The organism is Streptomyces sp. NPDC008092 (assembly GCF_042957285.1).
Lineage (GTDB): Bacteria > Actinomycetota > Actinomycetes > Streptomycetales > Streptomycetaceae > Streptomyces.
The window spans coordinates 1-23,058 of the sequence record NZ_JBIBHY010000012.1 but is presented as its reverse complement, the minus strand read 5'-3'; the positions used below and the strand labels follow the sequence as shown (position 1 = coordinate 23,058).

The following is a 23,058-nucleotide window of genomic DNA, read 5'->3' as shown; positions in this document are numbered from 1 at the left end:
GCCTGCGCGCCGGGCCCGTGGGGACGGGAACCGGTGCGGCCCCCGGGCCGGCAGCCGGCTCACTCCCCCCGGCCCGGCGGCCGGTCCGGGGTATCCACTCGGCCCGACGAGCCTCCACCGCACCACCAGAGAGCGAGAGTCACCGCATGACCACGATGAAGTCCGTACAGACCGGTGGCGTCGGCAGGATCGAGGTCGTGGACGTCGAGCGTCCCGTGCCCGGTCCGAAGGACGTGCTGCTGAAGATCCGCGCGGGCGGCATCTGCGGCACCGACGTCACCTTCCTGCACATGGGCGGCATGCCCGCCCGCGCCCACCTGGGCGGCGACCTGGTCCCGATCGCCCTCGGCCACGAGCCGGCCGGCGAGGTCGTCGAGGCCGGCGCCGAGGTCACGGGGCTGAAGGTGGGCGACCGGGTGGTGGTGAACCCGCAGGACGCGCCCACCGGGATCATCGGCTGCGGCGGCCGGTACGGCGCCCTCAGCGAGTACCTGCTGATCGAGAACGCCGAGGTGGGACGGAGTGTCGCGGTGTTCCCGGACACCGTGCCGTTCGAGGTCGCCTCCCTCAACGAGCCGATGGCCGTGTCCCGGCACGCCGTCAACCGCTCGCAGGCCGCACCGGACGACAAGGTGGTCGTCTTCGGCGCCGGACCGATCGGGCTGGGCGCGGCGATCTGGCTGAAGCTGCGGGGCGTGCGGCACGTGGTCGTCGCCGACGTCATCCCGGCCCGGCTGGAGAAGGCGCTGGCCGTGGGCGCGGACGCCGTGATCAACTCCGCGGAGGAGGACGTCACCGCGCGGCTGACCGAACTGCACGGGCAGAGCACCAACGCGCTGGGCCAGCCCCGCCCCGGCACCGACGTCTTCATCGACGCGGCCGGCGCCCCGGCGGTCTTCAACACCGTGGTGGCCAACGCGCGGTGGCACGCCAGGCTGGTCATGGTCGCCGTGCAGAAGAAGGGCGAGATCGACCTCGGCGGGATGCTGCGCAGCGAGCTGACCCTCGTCGCCTCGCAGGGCTACCCGACGGAGATCTTCGAGGTCACCCCCGAACTGGTCGAGCACCATGAACGGTTCGCGAAGCTGATCAGCCACCGCGTCCCGTTCACCGAAGTGGACCGGGCCTTCCGGCTGGCGCTCACCCCGGGGGCCGCGGAGAAGGTCGTCGTCACCTTCGACGCGTAGCGGAGACGGGCGCGAGCCACAGCCCGAGAAGCGCGTCGGTGAGTCCGGTGGCCGCGTCGCCCCAGGTGGCGCGCGGAGTGGCGGTGCCCTCGGCGAGGGCGCGCTCCCGCTCGGCACAGGTGTGCAGGATCAACGTCCTTGCCATCAGGCCGCGTTCGGTACGGACCTCGGCGGGCAGTTCGGGCAGCAGCCGGTTCAGCGCGTCGACGGCCCGGCGCAGCGACGGCGAGGTCAGGGACTCCTCGACCATGATGTCGTAGAGGGCGGGGTCGGTCATGACCTGTGCGCAGAAGCGGGCGTACCAGGTCGGGCTGCCCAGTCCCGCGAGGTGTTCGGTGATCGGGCGGACCAGGCAGTCCACCCAGTCACGCACGTCGCCGGAGTCGCCGACCTCGGCCAGCAGGCGGACCCGGATCTCCTCGATCCGGCCGAAGTGCCGGGCGGCGACGGCCCGGACCAGGTCGGCCTTGGTGCCGAAGTGGTAGCCGACGGCCGCGTTGTTGCCCTGGCCGGCGGCCTCGCTGACCTGGCGGTTGGAGACGGCGTAGACGCCCTGCTCGGCGAAGAGCCGCTCCGCCGCCTCCAGGATGGCCTCCCGCGTCGCGCTGACCTGGTCCGCCCGCGCCGTCCTGCCCGCCATGCCCACCACCGCTCCGGGACCGCCCACCACCCGGTGCGGCCGGTCCCGCGAGCCGTACCGGGGCCCCGCCCGAAGCGGCGGGGTCCAGCCGAAGAAGCCTACGCGGCAGGGCCGCCGAGTGCGGAAATACTCTGCCCGTACAGTAAGTCAAGCAACTGACTTAAAAATTGTCAGTCACGCCATGTCCCGCCTACGGAGGCCCTGTTCCATGTCCGAAACCCCTGTCCAGCCCGCCGGGTCCACGAGACCGGCACAACCGAGGCCGAACGCGGTGGTGGCGGTGCTGGCCCTGTCCGGTATCACCGTCTCGCTGATGCAGACCCTGGTGATCCCGATCGTCCCGGAGCTGCCGAAGTACCTGAACGCCTCGGCGTCCAACGCGGCCTGGGCGGTGACGGCGACCCTGCTCGCCGCCGCCGTGGCCACCCCGGTGGCCGGCCGCCTCGGCGACATGTTCGGCAAGCGGCTGATGCTGCTGGTCAGCCTGGTGCTGCTGGTCTCCGGCTCGGTGGTGGCCGCGCTGAGCGACTCCCTGGTCCCGATGATCATCGGCCGGAGCCTTCAGGGCCTCGCGGCCGCCGTGGTCCCGCTCGGCATCAGCATCATGCGCGACGAGCTGCCGCCGGAGCGCCTCGCGGGCTCGACGGCGCTGATGAGCGCCTCGCTGGGCGTCGGCGGCGCACTCGGCCTGCCGGCCGCGGCGTTCATCGCGGACCACTACGACTGGCATGTGCTGTTCTGGACCTCCGGCGCCATCGGTGTCGTCGCGTTCGTACTGGTCATGCTGCTGGTGCCGGAGTCCAAGGTGCGCTCGGGCGGCCGTTTCGACGCGATCGGCGCGGTGGGCCTCGCGGTCGGTCTGGTCTCGCTGCTGCTCGCCGTCTCCAAGGGCGCCGACTGGGGCTGGGCGAGCGGCACCACGCTCGGCCTGTTCGCGCTCGCGGTCGTCGTGCTGCTCGCCTGGGGCGTCTTCGAACTGCGCACCGCCCGGCCGCTGGTCGACCTGCGCACCACCGTCCGCCGCCAGGTGCTGTTCACCAACCTCGCCTCGATCGCCTTCGGCTTCTCGATGTTCGCGATGTCCCTGGTGCTCCCCCAGCTGCTCCAGCTGCCCACCCAGACGGGGTACGGCCTCGGCAGGTCGATGCTGACGGTCGGCCTGGTGATGGCCCCGCAGGGTCTGGTCATGATGGGCTTCGCCCCGCTCTCGGCCGCCATCACCAAGGCCAGGGGCCCGAAGGTCACGCTCATGATCGGTGCGGTGATCGTCGCCGTGGGCTACGGCCTGAACATCGTCCTGATGTCCGAGGTCTGGCACCTGATCCTGGTCTCCTGCATCATCGGCGCCGGCGTCGGCTTCGCGTACGGCGCGATGCCCGCGCTGATCATGGGCGCGGTCCCGGCGTCGGAGACGGCGGCGGCGAACAGCCTCAACACGCTGATGCGGTCCATCGGCACGTCGGTGGCGAGCGCCGTCGCCGGCGTGATCCTGGCCCAGATGACCATCAGCCTCGGCGGCACCACCCTGCCGTCCGAGAACGGCTTCAAGGTGGTCATGGCGATCGGCGCGGGCGCGGCCGTCCTCGCCTTCGTCCTCGCCTCCTTCCTGCCCGGCCGGCGCCCGGCGGACGCGGAGCCCGCCCCGGTCCCGGCGGCGCCCGCGGCCGAGTCCGTGCACTGAGCCGCGGAAGGTGATCCACGGCGGGGCGGGCCGTACCCCCGGCGGGCGGCCCGCCCCGCCCGCCGTGTCACGGACCGTGGTCACAGGAGACCGACCGGAGCGACCGATGAGCACCCCCTGGCAGCGCTACGCCGAAGAGCACGCCCGTACCGTCGACACCATGGCGGCGGTGCTGCTGTTCGCCTCGTTCCTGCTCGGCAGCGAGATCACCATGACGGCCGAGCCCCGGCCGAACACGGTCGGGCCGACCATCGCCCTCGCCGTCGCCGGCTGCGGTGCCCTGCTCTGGCAGCGCACCCGGCCGCGCACGGTCGTCGCCGTCTCCGCGGCGGCCACCGCGGCCGCCGCCGGGCTCGGGCAGCTGCCGACCCCGCTGCTGCTGGGCGGCCTGATGCTGGCGCTGTACCGGCTGGCGGTCGACACCGACCGCCCCACCGCCCGCCGCTACTACCTCGCGAGCCTCGCCCTCGTGGTGACCGCCGCCCTGGTCCTCGCCCCGGCGGGCGTCCCCTGGCCGCTGGAGACGATCAGTCCGGCCGCCTGGCTGCTGCTGCCGGTCGTCGCCGGCAACGCCGTACGGCTGCAGGGCGCGTACCTGGAGGCAGTGCACGCGCGGGCCGAGTACGCGGAGCGCGGCCGGGAGGAGGAGGCCCGGCACCGGGTCGCGGAGGAGCGGATGCGGATCGCACGGGAGCTGCACGACGTGGTCGCCCACCATCTGGCCCTGGCCAACGCCCAGGCCGGCACGGCGGCCCACCTCTCGCGCACCCATCCGGACCAGGTGCACCGGATCCTCCGGGATCTCGCCGGTACGACCGCCTCCGCGCTGCGCGAGCTGAAGGCCACCGTCGGCCTGCTCCGGCAGACCGGCGACCCGGACCTGCCGCTCGCGCCGAGCCCCGGCCTCGCCCGGCTGCCGGAGCTGACCGAGGCCTGCGAGTCCGCCGGGCTCACCGTGCACGTCAGCGTCGAGGGCACCCCGCGGCAGCTGACGGCGGGCGTGGACCTGACGGCGTACCGGATCGTGCAGGAGGCGCTGACCAACGTCACCAAACACGCCGGCGCCGAGGCCGCGCACGTCCGGATCGGCTGGTCCGAGGACCGGCTGACCCTCACCGTCTCCGACGACGGGACCGGCACCGCCCCGCCCGCTCCCGCGACCGCGCGCGGAGGCGGGTTCGGGCTGATCGGGATGCGCGAGCGGGCCCGGTCGGTCGGCGGCGCCTTCGCCGCCGGACACCGGGACGGCGGCGGCTACGAGGTCACCACCCGGCTCCCGCTGTACCCCCACACCACGGAACCGGACGAACAAGGGACGCCATGACCATCCGCGTGCTCCTCGCCGACGACCAGGCCCTGCTGCGGGCCACCTTCCGGATTCTGATCGACTCCTGCGCCGACATGGAGGTGGTGGCGGAGGCCACCGACGGCGCCGAAGCGGTCGCGCTCACCCGCGAGCACCGGCCCGACCTCGTCCTGATGGACATCCGGATGCCCGGCACCGACGGGCTCGCCGCCACGGCCGCCGTCTGCGCGGACCCGGACCTGGCCGGCGTGCGGGTGCTGATCCTCACCACGTTCGAGGTCGACGAGTACGTGGCGCGGGCGCTGCGATCCGGGGCCAGCGGTTTCCTCGGCAAGGACGTGACCGCCGAGGCGCTGCTGGCGGGGATCCGTACGGTGGCGGCCGGCGAGTCGCTGCTCTCCCCCGCCGCGACCCGCACCCTCATCACCCGGTTCCTGGCCACGCCCGCGCCCGGCGCCCGGCTCGCCGCCCCCGAACAGCTGCGCGTGCTCACCGCACGCGAGCGGGAGGTCATGGCGCTGGCGGCGGAGGGCCGCTCCAACGAGGAGATCGCCGGGAAGCTGTTCGTCTCCCCGCTGACCGTGCGCACCCACGTGCACCGGGCGATGACCAAGCTGGACGCCCGGGACCGGGCCCAACTGGTGGTGATGGCCTATCAGTCGGGACTGGTGCAGCCCCCGCCGCCGGAGCCGGAGCACTGAGGCCTGTTCGGGGGAACCGGCCCCGGCAGGCGCGTGCGGCGGCCGTGCCCGGTTCACATCTCCTGCGTGACCGTCCTCCCCGTGATCCCGCCCATGCTCGCCACTGCCGGCCGGCTGCCGCCCGCGGCGCAGGACGCCCGGTGGGCCTACGAGACCAAGCAGGACGGCCAGCGGGTGGTCGTCTACCTGCCCGGCGACGGCACCGTGCTGCTGCGCGCCCGCTCCGGCGAGGAGATCACCGCCGCCTATCCCGAGCTGCGCCCGCTGGCGGAGGCTCTGGGCCGGACCCCGGCGATCCTGGACGGCGAGGTGCTGGCCGTCGACGAACAGGGGCGGGCCGACTTCCAGTTGCTGCAGGGCCGGATGGGTCTGGCCCACGCCCCGGCCCGGGCGGCACGGATGGCGGCCCGGACCCCGGTCCACCTGGTGCTGTTCGACGTGCTGCTGCTGTCGGACCCGCTGCTCACCCTGGCGTACGCGGACCGCCGGGCACGCCTGGAGTCGCTCTCCCTCGACGGGCCGTACTGGTCGACGCCGGCGGCCGTCGTCGGACACGGCCCCGAGGCCCTGCGGGCGACCCGGGAGCACGGCCTTGAGGGCCTGGTCTGCAAGCGGCTCGACTCGGTGTACGAGCCGGGGGTGCGGTCCCGCGCCTGGCTCAAGATCCGGAACCTGCGCGCCGAGGACGTGATCGTCGGCGGCTGGCTGCCGGGCAAGGGGCGGCTGACCGGGCTGCCGGGCGCGGTGCTGGTCGGCCAGCGGTCCGCCGACGGGCGGCTGCGGTACGTCGGCGGGGTGGGCACCGGCTGGAGCGCGGCTGAGCGGATCGAACTGGCCGCGCTGCTGCGGGCCGCCGCGACCGACGCGTGCCCCTTCGACCCGGTCCCGCCGGTCCCGGGCGCCCACTGGGTTCTGCCCCGGCTGGTGGGCGAGGTCGGTTACAGCACCCGGACCCGGGCCGGGCTGCTCCGCCAGCCGTCCTGGCTGCGGCTCCGCCCGGACCTCGCACCGGAGGAGTCGGCGGCGATCCTGCCGGAGGACAGCGACTGACGGCCGGACGCCCCAGGCTTGCCGGACGCGGTCCTCCAGGGACGGGTGCTCCTCGTCCGGCTTCTCGTCAGCCGGCCAGACGGCGCCGCCACCAGAGGTCAGGACGCCACTGCCGGTCAGCGGCGAACGGATCGGGCAGCGTCCGTCCGACGTATCCGGCGTCCAGGGCGCGCACATGGCGTCCCAGTTGGGCGCGGGGCCGGGGAGGCAACTGCCGCAGGACCTTCTCGAGGACGTCCCGAGCGTGCCGCACGTCGTCGAAGGAGCAGCCGCGGCACGAACACTCCGCGTCCTGCGGATACAGGGGGCGTCGCCCGGGAGGCCGCAGAAACGCGCGGTACCGGCGCAGCGCACGGTCGGTGGCACCGGGATGGACGTAGTAGTCGCCCGAGAACGTCTCCACTCGGTCTATGACGACGCTGGTGCGGGCGGAGAGCCCGTGGATCCGCTCCGGAGGCAGGCCCCGCACGGCGCGGAGAGACTGTTCGGCGCGCAACGCGCCGGGCCGCTTACGCGGCATCGGCCTTTCGGTACGTGGACATGAGCGACATCATGCCAGCACCTGCGGTCGGGATCGGGACAGTTCGCAGTCATCGTGCTGCAGGCAGCAGGAGACAGGGCAGCGTTCGCTCCGTGGCGCCCTTCTCCCCGTCCGGCTCGACCCGGTAGAGGTGGGCCCGCGGTGTGCGGGTCACCGTTTCCGTCAGGAGGCCGTCCGTGAAGAGGGCGCCGACGCCGTCCTCCAGCGCCCACCCGGCGGGGAGCGCGCCGGTGGCCACGGCCGCCCGGTAGGAGGAGCGGCGGCCCGGTTCGCTGTCGTAGTGCGGGCAGACCGAGCCGGAGAGCAGGCCCAGCCCGTCCGGCAGGAACGTCAGCGGTCCGAAGGAGTCGGTGTGGGAGCCTTCGGCCCAGCAGTTGGCGCCGGCGCTGACACCGCACAGCAGCGTGCCGCGGTCGTAGGCCTCGGACATCAGCCGGTCCACACCGTGCACGCGCCAGACGGCCAGCAGGTTCGCGGTGTTGCCGCCCCCTGCGTACACGATGTCCTGAGAGAGCAGGAACGTGCGCAACGCGGCATCGTCGAGTTCCCTCCGGAACAGCGGCAGGACGCTGGGCACGCAGGCGCGTGACCGGAACGACGAAAGAAACCGGTCCACGTAGGCGGGGGCGTCACCGCTGGCCGTGGGTACGAAGCAGACCTTGGGCCGGGGAGCACGTGCGTGACCGAGCACCCAGTCGTCCAGCAGGCCGTCGTCCTCCATGGAGAACCCGCCCCCGAGAAGAGCCAGACGACGCTCTGGACCGACGGTCACGGCAGTGCCTCCTCGGTACACGGGCTCACCGGAGCGGACGATGCCCCGAACCATGCCGGGCTGTCGGCCGCCTCCGCAATCGGAAATCACACCTGCGCAGGCCCGGGGCCGGACCGGGCGGCGGCCGACAGGATGTCGGAATCGGTGAGCGGCGGGAAGGTCTATCGTGTCCCCATGTCGGTCCCCGAGTTGATCCGTATCGTCTCCCGTGACTCGCCGATGGCGCTCGCTCAGGTGGCCCGGGTCCGGGCCGAGTTGGCCGCCCGGTACCCGCAGGTGCGCACCGAGGTCGTGCCGGTGAAAACGACCGGTGACAAGTGGCTGGGCGACCTGTCCCTGGTGGAGGGCAAGGGGGCGTTCACCAAGGAGGTGGACGCCGCGCTGCTCGCCGGCGAGGCGGATCTCGCGGTGCACTGTGTGAAGGACGTGCCGGCGGACCGGCCGCTGCCCGCCGGGACGGTGTTCGCGGCGTTCCTGAAGCGGGACGACATCCGGGACGCCCTCGTCCACCCGGGCGGGCTGACCCTGGACGAGCTGCCGCCGGGCACCCGGATCGGCACCTCCGCGGTCCGCCGGGTGGCCCAGCTGTCGGCGACCCACCCGCATCTGGAGTCCGTGCCCTTCCGCGGCAACGTCAATCGGCGGCTGGAGAAGCTGGCCGCCGGCGAGGCCGACGCGCTGCTGGTGGCGATGTCGGGGCTGGTGCGGATCGACCGCACGGACGTGATCACCGAGGTGCTGGACCCGGAGACGATGATGCCGCCCATCGGCGCGGGCATCCTCGCCCTGCAGTGCCGGGAGGGCGACTCCGAGCTGATCGACGTGGTGAGCGAGCTGGGTGACCCGGACACCTACCGGGAGGCCACCGCCGAGCGGATGTTCCTGCACGTGCTGCAGGGCCACTGCAACAGCCCGATCGCCGGCTACGCCCGGGTCGACGGCGGCGGTGAGCTGTCGCTGCGGGCCTGCGTGTTCACCCCGGACGGCAAGACCCGGCTGAACGCCCACGAGTGGGCGGGCCGCCTCGACCCGGCGACGCTCGGCACGTCGGTCGCGGTGGCGCTGCTGAGGCAGGGGGCCCGGGAGATCATCGACGGCATCCCGCACTAGGCGCTCCGCCGGGTGGGGCCGGGTGGTGTCGTCGTTCGGCTGCGGCTGCGGCTGCGGCTGCGGCTGCGGGCAGCGTCGGGGTTGCTCGCGCAGTTCCCCGCGCCCCTGAAGGGGCGCCTCGGCTCAGGGAGTGGTGGGGCCCGGCTCCGTCTGGTCCTTGAGGAAGGCCGTGACCTGGTGGGACAGGCTGCCCGGGCCGGCGGCCTGGCAGGGCGCCGCGGTGGACGATTCCAGTACGCCGATGCCGCCCGCCCACAGCCGGCGCTCGGTCCACTCCTCGTCGACGCGCAGGTGGACCTGGATGTCGACCTGGGTGAGGGCGGCCTCCGGGCCCGCGGCGTAGAGGACGGCGGTGGCGCGGCGCAGCGGGTAGACGTCGAAGCCCTCGATGAACTGGGAGTTGCGCCAGTCGATGAACGCGCCCTCGCCGTCGGGGCCGACCCGGACGTCGATCTGGCCGTCCTCCAGCTGCACGCTGAAGTGGGCGGAGCCGCGGTTCTCGATGGTCACCCGGGCACTGAAGTACGTCAGCCCGGCCGCGGCGTCGTCCCGGCCGCGCGGCGGCTCGGACTTCTCCAGGCGGTGGACGCGGACCCGCAGACCGGCATGCTCGTCGTACTCGTGCCAGTCCCCGACCACGTTCGGCTCGTACACAATGCCCCTCTCGACCCCCGCTGTTTATCTGTGTGCTCAGCGCACTGTCAAATGAGTGGAATGCGCTGTGGCCAGGGGGTTCGCCCGCTTTGATCGCTGATCAAGCGTTGCGCAGCGGTTATCCCGCCCCGGGGGTCCGGGGCGGGTCGCGGGCGCGTGCCGCACATCACGTCGGTGTACCCGGCATCTGTGGCCGGCTCAGCGGGCCAGCCGGCCGAGCAGCGAGGAGGCCGCGGCGATGCCGAGCGCGGCGGCGACCGCCAGCACGCCGAAGTCGAGACCGAGGTGGGCGGGCGTGCCGAGCAGCAGGCCGCGCAGGGCGTCGACCTGGTAGCTCAGCGGGTTGATCCGGCTGACCACCTGGAGCCAGCCCGGCATGATCGCCAGGGGGTAGAGGGCGTTGGAGCCGAAGAACAGCGGCATGGTGATCGCCTGTCCGATGCCCATCAGCCGGTCGCGGCTGAGGACGATGCCGGCGATGCTCATCGACAGGCAGGAGAAGAAGGCCGAGGCGAGGACGACGGCCAGTCCGACGCCGAGGAGCTTCAGCGGGTTCCAGGTGAGGGAGACGCCGAGGATCGCGGCGATGACGATCACCACGACGGCCTGGATCAGGGACTTCACGCCGGCCGCGAAGGCCTTGCCGGTGATGAGGGCCGAGCGAGGGGTGGGGGTGACGAGGAGCTTGTTGAGGATGCCGGCGTCGCGTTCCCAGATGATCTGGATGCCGTAGAAGATCGCGATGAACATCGCGGACTGGGCGATGATGCCGGGCGCCAGGTAGTCGATGTAGGGGATGCCGCCGGTGGGTATCGCGTGGATCCGGGTGAAGGTCTGGCCGAAGATCAGCAGCCAGAGGGCGGGCTGGATGGCCCGGGTGTAGAGCTCGGTGCGGTCGTGGCGGAGCTTCTGCAGCTCCACGGCACACATGGCGACGACCCGGGCGGGCAGCAGCCGCCAGCCGGAGCGCGGCCGGGGCGGGGTCAGGAGCAGGGACGTGCCCGTGCGCTCAGCCGACACGGTTCGCGGTGCGGCGGGTGCTTCGGACATCGCGGAAACCTCCTGACTGGTCGTCGAGGCCGCTGCCGGCCACGTCGCGGAAGACGTCTTCGAGGGTGGGCAGGGCGTCGGCGCCCCGGCGTTCGGCGAGGCCGTGCCTGAGTTCGTCGGGGGTGCCGAGGGCGCGGATGCGGCCGCGGTGCATCAGGCCGACCCGGTCGCAGTGCTGGTCGGCCTCGTCCATGTAGTGGGTGGTGACCAGGACGGTCATGCCGGTCGCCGCGCGTACGGAGTTGATCTGGTCCCACACGCCGGTGCGGGCGATCGGGTCGAGGCCGATGGTCGGCTCGTCGAGGATCAGCAGCCTGGGGGCGCTGACCAGTGCCTGGGCGAGTTCGAGGCGGCGGACCATGCCGCCGGAGTAGGTGCCGGCGAGGCGGTCGGCGGCGTCGGTGAGGTCGACGGCCTCCAGAGCCTCGGCGACCCGCGGGGCGCGCTCGCGCCGGGGGACGTCGAAGACGCGGGCGAACAGCTCGACGTTCTCGCGTCCGGTGAGCCCGCTGTCGGCGGACAGCTGCTGCGGGACGTAGCCGAGCAGCCGGCGCACGGCCATCCGTTCCCGGCCGGTGTCGTGACCGAAGACGCGGACCATCCCGGCGGGGACGGGCAGCAGGGTGGTGATGCAGCGGATGGCGGTGGTCTTGCCGGCGCCGTTGGGGCCGAGCAGACCGAAGACCTCGCCCTCGCCGACGCTGAGGTCCAGGCCGTCGACGGCCCTGGTCTCTCCGAAGGTGTAGGAGAGCCCGGTGCAGGCGACTGCGGCGGTGTCCGGCGTCATGATTCCTCGGCCTCCTCGTGCAGGGTGTCGGCCAGTCTCCGCAGCGCGGGAAGCGCCGCCCTGAGCGCCTCCCGGTCCGCCTCGTCCAGCCGGGCTACGTGACCGGCGACCAGTTCCGCGCGGCGGCGGTGCCAGTCGGCGAGTCGTTTCTCGGCGTCCTCGGTGAGCAGCAGCCGGGCGGCCCGGCGGTCGGCCGGGTCGGTCTCCCGGCGCATGAAGCCGTCCTTGACGAGCTGGTTGACCAGCGTCGACACCGAGTTGCTCGCCAGGTACAGCTCCTTGGCGGCGTCCGAGATGCCGATCCCGGGCCGGGACTCCACCAGCCGCAGCAGCTCCACCTCGGCGCCGCGCAGCCGCGGCCGGACGAGCCCGCGGCGCAGTCTGCGGCGGATCAGCCGCTGGATGCCGACCAACGCGTCGGCGAGTTCTTCCGGAAATTTCTCCGATTCCACGCCTCGAAGATTACCTCTGCTACAGAGGTATCTCTCCCAAGGGACGGTCAAAGGGCGGACGGGCAAGGAGATCAAGCAAGCGGGAGGTGATGGCCTCTTCGGCTTTTCAGATGATTTGTTTTGGTTTGCGCCATTCGGGGCATGTGCAGCTAAGTGCTTCGGACCGGAGGCACGTGCGTGGCAGCCCACGGTGTCCGTCCACCAGCACCGCCGAGGGAGGTGCGCACCATGCGTGCCACCTGCACACCCAAGTCCCATCCGCACGACGACGCCCCCGACACGGCCCGGGCCTTCGTACAGCTGGCCGCACTGCCCGAGGGCCCGGAGCGCCGGGCGCTCCGGGACGAGCTGGTCGAGCTGTGGCTGCCCATGGCCGAGCGGATCGCCGTGCGGTTCCGCGGCCGGGGCGAGGCCCAGGAGGATCTCTGCCAGGTCGCCGCACTGGGGCTGGTGAAGGCCGTCGACCATTACGACCCGGCGCGCGGCCGGGCCTTCGAGGCCTACGCCGTGCCGACCGTCACCGGCGAGATCAAGCGGCACTTCCGGGACCACATGTGGACCCTGCACGTGCCGCGCCGGGTCCAGGAGCTGCGCAACCGGGTCAGGGCCGCCCTCAAGGAGCTGGACCAGACGACCCCGGGGCGGGCGCCCACCGTCGCCGAGATCGCCGCGCGGGCCCAGCTCACGGAGAACGAGGTACGGGCCGGGATGGAGGCCCTGGAGTGCTACTCGGCGCTGTCGCTGGACGCCGAGGTGCCCGGCGGCGACGGCTACGCGCTCGGCGACACCCTGGGCGGCACCGACCCCGGCTACGACCTCGTCGTCGACCGCGCGGCCGCGGAGCCCTGTCTTCAGGGCCTGCCCGAGCGTGACCGGCTCATCCTGTACCTGCGGTTCTTCCGCGGGATGACACAGCGCCGGATAGCCGAACAGCTGGGTATCTCCCAGATGCACGTGTCCCGGCTGCTCAGCGCCTGCTTCGACCGGCTGCGCGAGGAGTTGCTGGCCGAGGCCGGCTGAGGCGCGCCCGGCGGGCGGCGCGCCGGGGATCCGGGGGCGTCACCCGGCCGAGCGCGACGACCGTCCCGACGGCCCGGCCCGCCACGGCACGACGGTTGGCGACGGCGTCCTCTCGAACCGGTCGGCCCCTTCGCGGGCGGAAGCCCCGATCCGGCCCGCTCTCGCCCGTCCGTCCGTTGTGTCACCCGTCCGGCCCCGCGCCGCCGGGGTGCTCGGCAGGCATTCCCACCGCTTCCGGTTGGAGACTGGTGGCAGACCGGTCCCCCCGCCGGCCCCGACCCCAGGACGCGAGTGCCATGAACCACGACACGCCTCCCCCCGGACCCGCGCAGAAGAAGCGGACGGTGGTCTCCACGCACTCGGTCTTCGGCGCGCCGTGCTGGGTGAGCCTGACCAGCCGCGATCTGCAGACAACCGAGGACTTCTACAGTTCCGTGCTCGGCTGGCGATGGCGCAGCGTCAGGCTCGGCGACCACTTCCGGATCGCGCTGGCGGACGGGGTGCCGGTGGCGGGCATCGCCGCGGTCGCCTCGATGTGGCAGATGGCGGTGGCCTGGACGCCGTACTTCGCGGTGCCGGACGCGGACGAGGCGGTGGCCCGGGCCCGCGAGCGCGGTGGCACCCCCGCGGTGGGGCCGCTGTCCTTCCCGCCCGGCCGGGCGGCGCTGATCGCCGACCGGGACGGCGCCGTCTTCGGCATCTGGGAGGGGGAACTGGTCTCCAACTGGGAGACCTGGCGGCGGGCCGCCCCGACCTTCATCCGCCTGCACACCCGCAACGCCTTCGACTCGGCGATCTTCTACGGCGAGGTCCTCGGCTGGGCCTCCGACAAACCGGGCTGCTGCGAGGTCGAGTACGAGGGCGGCGAGGTCGTGCTGCGCAGCCGCGGCGACGCCGTGGCCCGCATCGACTCGGGGGCGGTGGAGGCGGCCCCCGATCCGTCCGTACGGCCGCACTGGCAGATCCACTTCGCGGTGACCGACGTGGCGGCCTGCGCCCGGATCGCCGAGAAGCACGGCGGCAGTGTGCTGAGCGAGGAGGACACCGAGGCGATCCTCCGGGATCCGGACGGCGCGCAGTTCACGGTGACGACGGCTCGCGGGGCGCGATAGCCGCAGCGCCTGACTCACCGGCAATGTCGACGGTCAGGAATTCTGGTAGACGCCGTCCCAGGTGAACTGCGCCGCGCACGCGCCGGAGTCGGTACGACGGGCGGTCACGGTCAGCGAAGCGGGGTCGGCCCGCAGTTTCCGGGTCAGGTCGCGGCTCGGGTGCGCGGGGGAGAGCGTGCCCTCCGCCACCGTCGCGGTGCCGGCCGTCACCGACCACCGCACCGTGGCCGAGCAGGTGCTTCGCAGGTTCAGAGCCCCCCGCAGCGCCCACCCGTACCGGCCGGCCGCCGGGTCGAAGACGGTCCGCACCGTCCGGCCGGCCGCGATCTCCCATTTCTGTCCGGTGACCTGACAGCCGTCACCCTCCCCTTGCGTCACCGGAGCGCAGGCGGTCATCACGGCCGGTCTGTCCCCCGACCTGTACGCGAGGGTGAGCGGCAGCTCCAGGAAGCCGAGGACCAACACGCCCACCATCGCCGCGCCGGTCAGCGTGCCGAGGAGGATCCGCCGGGCTCGGCCCGGTTCCGCCCCGGCCGGGCCCGTTCCGGTGCCGGTGCCGGTACCGGTGCCGGTGGCCGCCGTGGTCGCGGGTCGCGGAGGGGGCGGCGTCCGGGTACCGGGCGCCGCCGGGCCGGAGCCGGGTCCGCTGTGGAGGACCCGCGGCGTGGCGCCCGCTTCGAGGTCGGCGAGGTGGTGCCCGGTCCGGGCGGGCACGGCGGCGGCCTGGAACCGCTCCTGAAGACCGCTCAGTTCGCGGTCGCGGTCGGCCAGTTCGCGGCGGGTGTCCACGAGACGCCTGACCAGCTCGGACTCCCGTTCGTTCCAGAGTCGTTCGACCTGCTGGACGCGAGTGGTGAGCCGGGCGAGCTGGTCGCGCGTGGCCTGCAGCTGACCCGCGGTCTTCTCCCGGAGCTCCCGCTCCGTGTGCAACCGGGTCCGCAGCTCGGTGGCCTCGGCACGCGAACGGTCGAGGGCCTGCTGCGCCTCGGCCAGGAGGAGCAGATGGGTGAGGGTGACGGCCGCCCGGGAGGCGTACGTCTCCAGGTCCTGCCGCCTGCGGGCACCGGGCACCGCCCGCTGCGGCGGGACGTGCGCCTCCAGCGCTCCCAACGGGGCGCCGTCGGGGAGACGGAGGGGTACGCGCAGCCGGTGCCCGTCCCGTCCCTCGACCGGGACGGCCGGCGAATCCGGGTCGCCGCCGGGCAGGGGGGCACCGAAAGCGGCGCGGGTGACGAGCCGTCCGTCCTGTCCGACCAGGCTGATCCGGGCGTACGCGTAGCCGAGGCCGCTGACGACCCCCTCGGTCACCGCCTGGCAGACCCCCGGCACGTCCCGGCTGTCCTGCGAGGTCTTCTCCAGGGCCGCGACCAGGTCGTCGACGGCGACGTCGGGGTACGGCGGGTACGCGGCGTTCGGGACGAAGGGCAGACGGCCGACGAGATCCTCGTCGAGGCAGTGCGACGGCTGCCAGCCGGCCGCGACCAGCCGCTTGCGCAGGTACCAGGCGGTGGTGGACAGGTCGAGGACCTCGGGGGCGTTCTCCTCCCCCTCCTTCAGCAGCCCCAGCAGCGCCCCCGTGAAGGCCGTGTACTCCCCGCCCCGCGGTGCGACGGTGATCTGCATCGGCCCTGCCGCGGCCAGGATGAACGTCCCGTCGATCCCGGCGAGTCCCACCAGGTCCGCCGCCTGGGCCTCCATCGCGCGGGCGCTGTAGCAGCAGTCCAGGACGACGATCCGGCGCGGGGCACGGCACTTCTGCAAGGGCTCGCGCACCCACTCGGGGTAGGGCATGGCGTCGAGGTGGACGCGGAGTGCGTCGCGGCTGGTGCCGGAGACGGCGAGGTGCAGGACGCCTCTGCTGTTCAGCATGCCGTGGCCGGCGTAGTACACGAGCAGCGTGTCCGTGGCCGCCTCGGCCGCGTCCATGATCGCGCTCCCCGCCTCCTTGACCGTCCCCGGGTCGATCAGCGCCGTGCAGTGCGTCTCGGGCAGGTTCCACAGCGACCCCGTGAGCAGTTCACGCAGCGCGGTCACACCCCGGGCGACGGCGGGCAGATCGTTCAGGTCCGGGTCCTGGAAGGAGCCCGCGCCGATGAGCACCGCACGCGAGGCCTGCGGCACCGGCAGGCCCGTCGGAAGAGTCAACGCGGTTACTCCCGGCCCTCATCGTCCAGCAACCGCCCGAGCAGCAGTGCGGCCTCTTCCGCGGAGGCGTCCGACACGCTCACCGAGGTGCCGTCGGACCGTCGTACGGTCACCGTCGGCCGGTCCGGGCGGACGGCGCGCCATTGCGCCACGGCCAGCGCGAACTGCGCCGCCTGGAATCCGGTGTCGAGGGTCAGGGTCAGCACGTCGAGGACCTCGCCCTGCGCACCGGGCACGGGTGGACCCGACGAAGCCAGTACCAGCCGCGCCGTACGCCGCACGGACCGGTCGGCGCTGAGCCAGTCGTGGAGCGAACGCAGCTCCCGACCGCCGTGGACGCCGGACCCGACACTGATGGTGATCTCCACGCACTCCCCCTCCTGGTTTCCAGCAGACGCTGGAATGCGTGGCACAGCATATGAGCGACTAACGGACGAACAGTAGAAATACATTATTTGATCGGAAATGAATGGATATGCAGGCCGGGGCGCGGGAACTGCGCGACCGGCCACCGCGCACCCGCAGCCGTCCGCCTACCTCGACGGCCGCGACAGCACGATCAGGCTCCGGGCCTCCACCCGCAGCCTCGTGCCCGCCTTGCGCTCCCGTTCGTCCGGCGCCCCCTCCGGGTCGGCCGTGTCGACGAGGGTCGTCCAGCGCTCGCCGTAGGAGTCGTCGGGCAGCCGGAAGTCGACCGGTTCCCAGTGGCTGTTGAGGAGCAGCAGGAACGAGTCGTCGATCAGGCGCCGCCCGTGGGGGTCGCGTTCGGCGATGGCGTCGCCGTTGAGGAAGACGCCGACCGAGTGCGCGTCGGGCCGCTGCCAGTCCCGGTCGGTCATCTCGCGGGCGTCGGGCAGCAGCCAGACCAGGTCGGGCAGCGGCTGCCCGGGATGCATGGCGGTCTCGCCCAGGAAGAACCGCTGCCTGCGCAGCACGGGGTGGGCGGCGCGCAGCCCGATGACGTACCGGGTGAAGTCGGTGAGGCTCTGCTGCTCCTCGGTCACGTCCCAGTCGATCCAGGAGACTTCGTTGTCCTGGCAGTAGGCGTTGTTGTTGCCGTGCTGGGTGCGGCCGAGTTCGTCGCCGTGGCTGAGCATGGGGATGCCCTGGGACAGCAGCAGGGTGGCGAGGAGGTTGCGCTGCTGGCGGGCCCGCAGTTCGAGCACGGCCGGGTCGGTGGTCCCGCCCTCCGCCCCGCAGTTCCAGGACCGGTTGTGGCTCTCGCCGTCGCGGTTGCCCTCGCCGTTGGCCTGGTTGTGCTTGTCGTTGTACGACACCAGGTCGCGCAGCGTGAAACCGTCGTGCGCGGTGACGAAGTTGACGCTCGCCCGCGGCCGCCGCCTGCTCGCCTGGTACAGGTCGGAGGAGCCGGTGAGCCGGGAGGCGAACTCGCCCAGCGAACCCGGCTCGGCCCGCCAGAAGTCCCGTACGGCGTCCCGGTAGCGGCCGTTCCACTCCGACCACAGCTGCGGGAAGTTGCCGACCTGGTAGCCGCCCTCGCCGAGGTCCCAGGGTTCGGCGATGAGCTTGACCCGGCTGATCACCGGGTCCTGCTGGATCAGGTCGAAGAACGCCGAGAGCCGGTCCACCTCGTGGAACTGCCGCGCCAGGGTGGCCGCGAGGTCGAAGCGGAAGCCGTCGACGTGCATCTCGGTCACCCAGTACCGCAGCGAGTCCATGATCAGCTGGAGCACGTAGGGGTGCCGCATCAGCAGGCTGTTCCCGGTGCCGGTGGTGTCGTAGTAGTGCGCCCAGTCGCCGTCGACCAGCCGGTAGTAGGCGGCGTTGTCGATGCCCCGGAAGGACAGGGTGGGGCCCATCTCGTTGCCCTCGGCGGTGTGGTTGTAGACCACGTCGAGGATGACTTCGAGGCCGGCCGCGTGCAGCGCCTTCACCATGGCCTTGAACTCGTTGACCTGCTGGCCCCGGCTGCCGAAGGCGCCGTAGGCGTTGTGCGGGGCGAAGTAGCCGATGGTGTTGTAGCCCCAGTAGTTGGACAGGCCCCGGTCCTGGAGGACCCCGTCCTGGACGAACTGGTGGACCGGCATCAGCTCGACCGCCGTGACGCCGAGCGAGGTCAGGTGGTCGAGGACCGCCGGGTGCGCGAGACCGGCGTAACTGCCCCTGAGCCGTTCGGGTACCTCCGGGTGGGTGAGGGTCAGGCCCCGGACGTGGGCCTCGTAGATCACCGAGTCGGAGTACGGCCGCCGGGGCGGGCGGTCGTCGCCCCAGTCGAAGTAGGGGTCGGTGACCACGCCGAGCATGGAGTGCCCGGCGCTGTCGGCCGGGGCGGGTCCGCCGGGGGTGCGCTCGTAGAGGGAGGCGTGGTTGTCGATCTGGCCGTCTATCGCCCGGGCGTAGGGGTCCAGGAGCAGCTTCGCCGGATTGCACCGGTGGCCGAGCTCGGGGGCCCAGGGTCCTGTCACCCGGTAGCCGTAGCGCTGCCCCGGGCCGACGCCGGGCAGGTAGGCGTGCCAGACGAAGCCGTCGACCTCGGTCATCGGCACCGTCGTCCTGGTGGCGGCGTCGTTCACGAGGACCAGTTCGACCTGCTCGGCGACCTCGCTGAAGAGGGCGAAGTTGGTGCCCTGTCCGTCGAAGGAGGCACCCAACGGGTAGGGGTGCCCGCTCCACACGGGCACCCCCTTCCGGGTCTTCCTCGGGGTCACCGGGCGCCCGCCAGGAGGCCGTCGGCAGAGGCGGCCAGCTGCGCGACCGGCAGGTCGCGCGGCACCTTGAGGACCTGGCGCAGCCGGGGTTCCGGCCCGGTCGGGACCAGCGGGACGCGCTCCCCGGACCGGGCCCGCTGCGAGAACCAGATGATCTTGCTGCCGGTCTCCGAGGCGCAGCAGCCCCAGCCGTCGCTGGTCGCGGCGAGGTGCGCGAGACACGGGCGCAGGTCCTGGTCGGGGCGGAGGTCACGGTCGTCGTCACCGATGGCGGTGATGAGGTGCTGCCCGTTCCACCACATCTCGATGGACGTGTGTTTGTCCGTCGCGTGCTGGTCGATGGCGGTCAGCAGCAGTTCGGCACCGCGGCAGACGGGGTCCACGAGGTTGTCGAGATCCCAGTAACGCAGATGGGCGGCCAGTATGCGGCTGACCTGTCCCACCCGTTCCGGGCTGACCTCCACGTCGAGGTGGTAGTAGCAGGGCACTGCGGTCTTCATTGTCGCTAGCTCCTCACCCGCGAAGCTCCGCTCCCCCTCGCCCCTCCGGAAATCCGTTCCGGAAGCGCAGCGTGAGCGCTGGTCGCTCCTGAGTCACCTTCACTGTGCGGGCGCTACGCCATTCGTGCAACACGAGAGACTCCAGAGGTGGTTGAAGATCCAACAAGACGCTCGGTCATCGTGCGTGCACCATGAGTGAAAGCCTCGATTCGCCGTAACGGCTCCGTGCCTCTCCGTGCCCGGACGCTCCCCCGATCCGGGGACACGTGCCCATTCGAGAGCGTCGGAAGGAACGACACGGCCATGCTGCTACCCGCGAAGGCCGAGGTGGCCCGGCAGCTGCGGCGCTACCGGGCGTGGGAGCGCGTCATGCTCGCCTCGCCGCAGGACCGCGAGGTGCGGTCCACCTTCGAGGACTCGGGCTACACGCTGTGCGTGCTGATGGGCAAGCGCTGCGCCCGGGAGGCGGTGGACGCGGCCGAGCGCTACCTGCGCACCAGCCTCGTCACCTATGTGCGGGAACAGGTGCGGGAACAGGGTGGGCGGTCCCAGCTGAGCGGGAAGGTCCGGCAGGGGCCGCCGGCGGAACGGCGTTCCGCGAGGCAGTGATCCCGCAGGCGGACCCGCGGGAAGACACCGGTCTTCCGGCACACTACGGACCGCGGAGCCGGGCCCCGGGCCCGGCTCCGCGCACGGCGGAGGTGAGACCCATGAAGGCGACTGAGGCCATCGGCCGCGTTCCGGTGCGTGACGTCCGGCCGGCCGTGGAGTGCGGCGGACGGCCCGCGAAGGCGGTCCCCGGCGAGACCTTCGAGGTCACCGCCACCGTCTTCCGCGAGGGGCACGACGCCGTCGGCGCCGATGTGGTGCTGTGCGACCCCGAGGGCCGTCCTGGCCCGTGGACGCCGATGCGGGAACTGGTCCCCGGCACCGACCGCTGGGGCGCCGAGGTCACCCCGGACGCCACGGGCCGCTGGACGTACCACGTGGAGGCCTGGAGCGCCCCGCTCGTCACCTGGCGTCGGCACGCCGGGGTGAAGATCCCGGCGGGCATCGACACGGGCCTGGTCCTGGAGGAGGGCGCCGCGCTGTACGAGCGGGCGGCCGCCGGGGTCCCGGAGGGACCTGAACGCGAGCGGGTCCTCGCGGCGGCCCGGGCCCTGGGCGACGACTCCCTCCCCCTGCACACCCGGCTGGCGAACGCCCTGGCCCCCGAGGTAGACAAGATCCTGGCGCGGTATCCGCTGCGGGAGCTGGTGACGGCTTCGGAGCCGCTGCCGCTGCTGGTGGAGCGTGAACGGGCCCTGTACGGCTCCTGGTACGAGTTCTTCCCCCGCTCGGAGGGGACACCGCAGCGCCCGCACGGCACGTTCCGGACAGCCGCCCGCCGCCTCCCGGAGATCGCCGGGATGGGCTTCGACGTCGTCTACCTCCCCCCGATCCACCCCATCGGGACCACCTTCCGCAAGGGCCGCAACAACACCCTCACCCCGGCCCCCGAGGACGTCGGCGTGCCGTGGGCGATCGGGTCCCCCGAGGGCGGCCACGACGCCGTGCATCCGGACCTGGGCACGGTCGAGGACTTCCGGTGGTTCGTGGCCGAGGCCGGCCGCCACGGCCTGGAGATCGCCCTGGACTTCGCGCTGCAGTGCTCGCCCGACCACCCCTGGGTGGAGAAGCACCCCGAGTGGTTCCACCACCGCCCGGACGGCACCATCGCCTACGCCGAGAACCCGCCCAAGAAGTACCAGGACATCTACCCGATCGCCTTCGACGCCGACCTGGACGGGCTGGTCGCCGAGACCGTGCGGGTGCTGCGGCACTGGATGGAGTGCGGGGTGCGGATCTTCCGCGTCGACAACCCCCACACCAAACCGGTCGTCTTCTGGGAACGGGTGATCGCCGAGATCAACACGGCCGACCCGGACGTGATCTTCCTGGCCGAGGCGTTCACCCGGCCCGCGATGATGCGCACCCTGGCCCAGACCGGCTTCCAGCAGTCCTACACGTACTTCACCTGGCGCACCACCAAGCAGGAACTCACCGAGTACCTCACCGAGCTGTCGGGCGAGTCCGCGGCGTGGATGCGGCCGAACTTCTTCGCCAACACCCCGGACATCCTGCACGCCTACCTCCAGCACGGCCACCGGCCCGCCTTCGAGGCCCGGGCCGTCCTGGCCGCCACCCTCTCCCCCACCTGGGGCATCTACAGCGGCTACGAACTCTGCGAGAACACCCCGCTGAAGGAGGGCAGCGAGGAGTACCTCGACTCGGAGAAGTACCAGCTCAAACCCCGCGACTGGACCCGCGCCGACACCGACGGCATCGCCCCCCTCATCACCCGCCTCAACACAATCCGGCGCCGACACCCCGCGCTCCGCCAACTGCGCAACCTGCGCTTCCACCGGACGGACAACGACTCCGTCATCGCGTACAGCAAGCGCACCGGGCCGGACGCGGTTCTGGTGGTCGTCAACCTTGATCCGCACCACACCCAGGAGGCCACGGTCTCGTTGGACATGCCGCAACTCGGCCTGGACTGGAACGCCGTCCTGTCCGTGCAGGACGAACTGACGGGTGAGACCTACTCATGGGGCAGGACCAACTACGTGCGCCTCGTCCCCGGCCGGACGCCGGCGCACGTGCTCCAGGTAGCGCGGCCGACACCAGCGAACGGAGGGCCCAGCGCGTCATGACTGTCAACGACCCCGTCCCGGACACCTTCGAGGACACACCTGCCAGGGACCGGGACCCGGACTGGTTCAAGCGCGCCGTCTTCTACGAGGTCCTGGTCCGCTCGTTCCAGGACAGCGACGGCGACGGCATCGGCGACCTCAAGGGCCTGACCGCGAAACTCGACTACCTGCAGTGGCTCGGCGTCGACTGCCTCTGGCTGCCGCCCTTCTTCAAGTCCCCGCTGCGGGACGGCGGTTACGACGTCTCCGACTACACCGCCGTCCTCCCCGAGTTCGGCGACCTCGCCGACTTCGTGGAGTTCGTCGACGCCGCCCACCAGCGCGGCATGCGCGTCATCATCGACTTCGTCGTCAACCACACCAGCGACCAGCACCCGTGGTTCCAGGAGTCCCGGAAGAACCCCGACGGCCCCTACGGCGACTTCTACATGTGGGCGGACGACGACAAGCAGTACCAGGACGCGCGGATCATCTTCGTGGACACCGAGGTCTCCAACTGGACCTACGACCCCGTACGCGGCCAGTACTACTTCCACCGCTTCTTCTCGCACCAGCCCGACCTCAACTACGAGAACCCGGCGGTGCAGGAGGAGGTGCTGGCGGCGCTCCGGTTCTGGCTGGACCTGGGCATCGACGGGTTCCGGCTGGACGCGGTGCCGTACCTGTACGCGGAGGAGGGCACCAACTGCGAGAACCTGCCGCCCACCCACGAGTTCCTGAGGCGGGTCCGCCGCGAGATCGACGCCATGTTCCCGGACACCGTGCTGCTGGCCGAGGCGAACCAGTGGCCCGAGGACGTCGTCGACTACTTCGGGGCCTACGACAAGGGCGGCGACGAGTGCCACATGGCGTTCCATTTCCCCGTCATGCCGCGGATCTTCATGGCGGTGCGCCGGGAATCCCGCTACCCCGTCTCGGAAATCCTCGCCAAGACCCCCGCCATCCCCTCCGGCTGCCAGTGGGGCATCTTCCTGCGCAACCACGA

The 23,058-nt window shown here is 72.1% G+C and carries 22 protein-coding genes; 11 read left to right on the top strand and 11 right to left on the bottom strand.

What is annotated here, in order from left to right; genetic code table 11:
• The first annotated feature begins 146 nt into the window (after positions 1 to 146).
• Positions 147 to 1,187: a zinc-binding dehydrogenase gene (locus ACFZB3_RS33865; RefSeq protein ID WP_391382259.1), complete on the top strand. Its 1,041-nt coding sequence runs from the start codon at positions 147 to 149 to the stop codon at positions 1,185 to 1,187.
• On the opposite strand, the gene ACFZB3_RS33860 is transcribed toward ACFZB3_RS33865, so the two are convergent.
• Positions 1,171 to 1,827, bottom strand: coding sequence for a TetR family transcriptional regulator (locus tag ACFZB3_RS33860; protein WP_391382257.1), 657 nt, complete (start codon positions 1,825 to 1,827; stop codon positions 1,171 to 1,173). The two genes, ACFZB3_RS33865 and ACFZB3_RS33860, sit on opposite strands and share 17 nt — an antisense overlap.
• A 208-nt stretch (positions 1,828 to 2,035) precedes the next feature.
• Here ACFZB3_RS33860 and ACFZB3_RS33855 point away from each other — a divergent pair, with 208 nt between their 5' ends.
• From ACFZB3_RS33855 to ACFZB3_RS33840, 4 genes are all read left to right on the top strand, one after another.
• The gene (locus tag ACFZB3_RS33855; RefSeq protein ID WP_391382255.1) at positions 2,036 to 3,508 is read left to right on the top strand and encodes an MFS transporter; all 1,473 of its coding nucleotides are present in this window, start codon (positions 2,036 to 2,038) and stop codon (positions 3,506 to 3,508) included.
• A gap of 106 nt (positions 3,509 to 3,614) precedes the next feature.
• Entirely contained in the window at positions 3,615 to 4,832 is a 1,218-nt protein-coding gene (locus ACFZB3_RS33850) for a histidine kinase (protein WP_391382253.1), read from the top strand.
• Positions 4,829 to 5,515, top strand: coding sequence for a response regulator (locus ACFZB3_RS33845; protein WP_391382251.1), 687 nt, complete (start codon positions 4,829 to 4,831; stop codon positions 5,513 to 5,515). Before ACFZB3_RS33850 ends, ACFZB3_RS33845 begins: the two co-directional genes overlap by 4 nt.
• Before the next feature lie 93 nt (positions 5,516 to 5,608).
• Positions 5,609 to 6,565 carry an ATP-dependent DNA ligase gene (locus ACFZB3_RS33840; protein ID WP_391382875.1) on the top strand — a complete coding sequence of 319 codons (957 nt, stop codon included), beginning with the start codon at positions 5,609 to 5,611 and terminating at the stop codon, positions 6,563 to 6,565.
• A gap of 67 nt (positions 6,566 to 6,632) precedes the next feature.
• Here the strand turns inward: ACFZB3_RS33840 and ACFZB3_RS33835 are convergent, their stop codons facing one another.
• Entirely contained in the window at positions 6,633 to 7,085 is a 453-nt protein-coding gene (locus ACFZB3_RS33835) for a hypothetical protein (protein WP_391382249.1), read from the bottom strand.
• Between the two features lie 70 nt (positions 7,086 to 7,155).
• Complete coding sequence (locus ACFZB3_RS33830) at positions 7,156 to 7,827, bottom strand: Type 1 glutamine amidotransferase-like domain-containing protein (protein ID WP_391382872.1); 672 nt, start codon at positions 7,825 to 7,827, stop codon at positions 7,156 to 7,158.
• Positions 7,828 to 8,052: 225 nt separating this feature from the next.
• Between ACFZB3_RS33830 and hemC the strand changes: the two genes are divergently transcribed.
• Positions 8,053 to 8,988: a hydroxymethylbilane synthase gene (gene hemC, locus ACFZB3_RS33825; RefSeq protein ID WP_391382247.1), complete on the top strand. Its 936-nt coding sequence runs from the start codon at positions 8,053 to 8,055 to the stop codon at positions 8,986 to 8,988.
• A gap of 123 nt (positions 8,989 to 9,111) precedes the next feature.
• Here hemC and ACFZB3_RS33820 read toward each other — a convergent pair whose 3' ends face one another.
• From ACFZB3_RS33820 to ACFZB3_RS33805, 4 genes are all read right to left on the bottom strand, one after another.
• Positions 9,112 to 9,642: a hypothetical protein gene (locus ACFZB3_RS33820; RefSeq protein WP_391382245.1), complete on the bottom strand. Its 531-nt coding sequence runs from the start codon at positions 9,640 to 9,642 to the stop codon at positions 9,112 to 9,114.
• Positions 9,643 to 9,840: 198 nt separating this feature from the next.
• Positions 9,841 to 10,692, bottom strand: coding sequence for an ABC transporter permease (locus tag ACFZB3_RS33815; protein WP_391382243.1), 852 nt, complete (start codon positions 10,690 to 10,692; stop codon positions 9,841 to 9,843).
• Positions 10,652 to 11,479 carry an ATP-binding cassette domain-containing protein gene (locus ACFZB3_RS33810; RefSeq protein WP_391382241.1) on the bottom strand — a complete coding sequence of 276 codons (828 nt, stop codon included), beginning with the start codon at positions 11,477 to 11,479 and terminating at the stop codon, positions 10,652 to 10,654. The genes ACFZB3_RS33815 and ACFZB3_RS33810 overlap by 41 nt, the downstream gene beginning before the upstream one ends.
• Entirely contained in the window at positions 11,476 to 11,931 is a 456-nt protein-coding gene (locus ACFZB3_RS33805) for a MarR family transcriptional regulator (RefSeq protein WP_391382239.1), read from the bottom strand. Before ACFZB3_RS33805 ends, ACFZB3_RS33810 begins: the two co-directional genes overlap by 4 nt.
• 228 nt (positions 11,932 to 12,159) lie before the next feature.
• Between ACFZB3_RS33805 and ACFZB3_RS33800 the strand changes: the two genes are divergently transcribed.
• On the top strand, positions 12,160 to 12,951 hold the full coding sequence (locus ACFZB3_RS33800; protein WP_391382237.1) for a SigB/SigF/SigG family RNA polymerase sigma factor: 792 nt from the start codon (positions 12,160 to 12,162) through the stop codon (positions 12,949 to 12,951).
• A 296-nt stretch (positions 12,952 to 13,247) separates the two neighbouring features.
• Entirely contained in the window at positions 13,248 to 14,063 is an 816-nt protein-coding gene (locus tag ACFZB3_RS33795; RefSeq protein WP_391382235.1) for a VOC family protein, read from the top strand.
• A 33-nt stretch (positions 14,064 to 14,096) separates the two neighbouring features.
• Here ACFZB3_RS33795 and ACFZB3_RS33790 read toward each other — a convergent pair whose 3' ends face one another.
• The 4 genes from ACFZB3_RS33790 to ACFZB3_RS33775 form a co-directional block, all read right to left on the bottom strand.
• Entirely contained in the window at positions 14,097 to 16,208 is a 2,112-nt protein-coding gene (locus ACFZB3_RS33790) for a caspase family protein (protein ID WP_391382233.1), read from the bottom strand.
• A gap of 5 nt (positions 16,209 to 16,213) precedes the next feature.
• Complete coding sequence (locus tag ACFZB3_RS33785; RefSeq protein ID WP_391382231.1) at positions 16,214 to 16,576, bottom strand: hypothetical protein; 363 nt, start codon at positions 16,574 to 16,576, stop codon at positions 16,214 to 16,216.
• Positions 16,577 to 16,741: 165 nt separating this feature from the next.
• Positions 16,742 to 18,850 (bottom strand): glycogen debranching protein GlgX, encoded by a 2,109-nt coding sequence (glgX, locus tag ACFZB3_RS33780; RefSeq protein WP_391382229.1) that lies wholly within the window; start codon positions 18,848 to 18,850, stop codon positions 16,742 to 16,744.
• Positions 18,851 to 18,873: 23 nt separating this feature from the next.
• The gene (locus ACFZB3_RS33775) at positions 18,874 to 19,377 is read right to left on the bottom strand and encodes a pep a2 (protein ID WP_391382227.1); all 504 of its coding nucleotides are present in this window, start codon (positions 19,375 to 19,377) and stop codon (positions 18,874 to 18,876) included.
• 303 nt (positions 19,378 to 19,680) lie between these two features.
• Here ACFZB3_RS33775 and ACFZB3_RS33770 point away from each other — a divergent pair, with 303 nt between their 5' ends.
• The 3 genes from ACFZB3_RS33770 to ACFZB3_RS33760 all read left to right on the top strand — a co-directional run.
• Positions 19,681 to 19,986, top strand: coding sequence for a DUF5133 domain-containing protein (locus tag ACFZB3_RS33770; protein ID WP_391382225.1), 306 nt, complete (start codon positions 19,681 to 19,683; stop codon positions 19,984 to 19,986).
• A gap of 101 nt (positions 19,987 to 20,087) precedes the next feature.
• Positions 20,088 to 22,073, top strand: a complete 1,986-nt coding sequence (locus ACFZB3_RS33765; protein ID WP_391382223.1) for a maltotransferase domain-containing protein — start codon at positions 20,088 to 20,090, stop codon at positions 22,071 to 22,073.
• On the top strand, positions 22,070 to 23,058 hold a 989-nt coding region (locus ACFZB3_RS33760), incomplete at its 3' end, for an alpha-amylase family glycosyl hydrolase (RefSeq protein WP_391382221.1). The genes ACFZB3_RS33765 and ACFZB3_RS33760, both read left to right, overlap by 4 nt.

What these genes read in the sequence shown, in the direction of transcription:
- ACFZB3_RS33815 (WP_391382243.1), bottom strand. Translation starts at nt 10,692, where the DNA reads ATGTCCGAAGCACCCGCCGCACCGCGAACCGTGTCGGCTGAGCGCACG.
- ACFZB3_RS33845 (WP_391382251.1), top strand. Translation starts at nt 4,829, where the DNA reads ATGACCATCCGCGTGCTCCTCGCCGACGACCAGGCCCTGCTGCGGGCC.
- ACFZB3_RS33765 (WP_391382223.1), top strand. Translation starts at nt 20,088, where the DNA reads ATGAAGGCGACTGAGGCCATCGGCCGCGTTCCGGTGCGTGACGTCCGG.
- ACFZB3_RS33770 (WP_391382225.1), top strand. Translation starts at nt 19,681, where the DNA reads ATGCTGCTACCCGCGAAGGCCGAGGTGGCCCGGCAGCTGCGGCGCTAC.
- ACFZB3_RS33810 (WP_391382241.1), bottom strand. Translation starts at nt 11,479, where the DNA reads ATGACGCCGGACACCGCCGCAGTCGCCTGCACCGGGCTCTCCTACACC.
- ACFZB3_RS33855 (WP_391382255.1), top strand. Translation starts at nt 2,036, where the DNA reads ATGTCCGAAACCCCTGTCCAGCCCGCCGGGTCCACGAGACCGGCACAA.
- ACFZB3_RS33850 (WP_391382253.1), top strand. Translation starts at nt 3,615, where the DNA reads ATGAGCACCCCCTGGCAGCGCTACGCCGAAGAGCACGCCCGTACCGTC.
- ACFZB3_RS33830 (WP_391382872.1), bottom strand. Translation starts at nt 7,827, where the DNA reads ATGGAGGACGACGGCCTGCTGGACGACTGGGTGCTCGGTCACGCACGT.
- hemC (WP_391382247.1), top strand. Translation starts at nt 8,053, where the DNA reads ATGTCGGTCCCCGAGTTGATCCGTATCGTCTCCCGTGACTCGCCGATG.
- ACFZB3_RS33795 (WP_391382235.1), top strand. Translation starts at nt 13,248, where the DNA reads ATGAACCACGACACGCCTCCCCCCGGACCCGCGCAGAAGAAGCGGACG.
- ACFZB3_RS33840 (WP_391382875.1), top strand. Translation starts at nt 5,609, where the DNA reads ATGCTCGCCACTGCCGGCCGGCTGCCGCCCGCGGCGCAGGACGCCCGG.
- ACFZB3_RS33865 (WP_391382259.1), top strand. Translation starts at nt 147, where the DNA reads ATGACCACGATGAAGTCCGTACAGACCGGTGGCGTCGGCAGGATCGAG.
- ACFZB3_RS33835 (WP_391382249.1), bottom strand. Translation starts at nt 7,085, where the DNA reads ATGCCGCGTAAGCGGCCCGGCGCGTTGCGCGCCGAACAGTCTCTCCGC.
- ACFZB3_RS33860 (WP_391382257.1), bottom strand. Translation starts at nt 1,827, where the DNA reads ATGGCGGGCAGGACGGCGCGGGCGGACCAGGTCAGCGCGACGCGGGAG.
- ACFZB3_RS33800 (WP_391382237.1), top strand. Translation starts at nt 12,160, where the DNA reads ATGCGTGCCACCTGCACACCCAAGTCCCATCCGCACGACGACGCCCCC.
- ACFZB3_RS33775 (WP_391382227.1), bottom strand. Translation starts at nt 19,377, where the DNA reads ATGAAGACCGCAGTGCCCTGCTACTACCACCTCGACGTGGAGGTCAGC.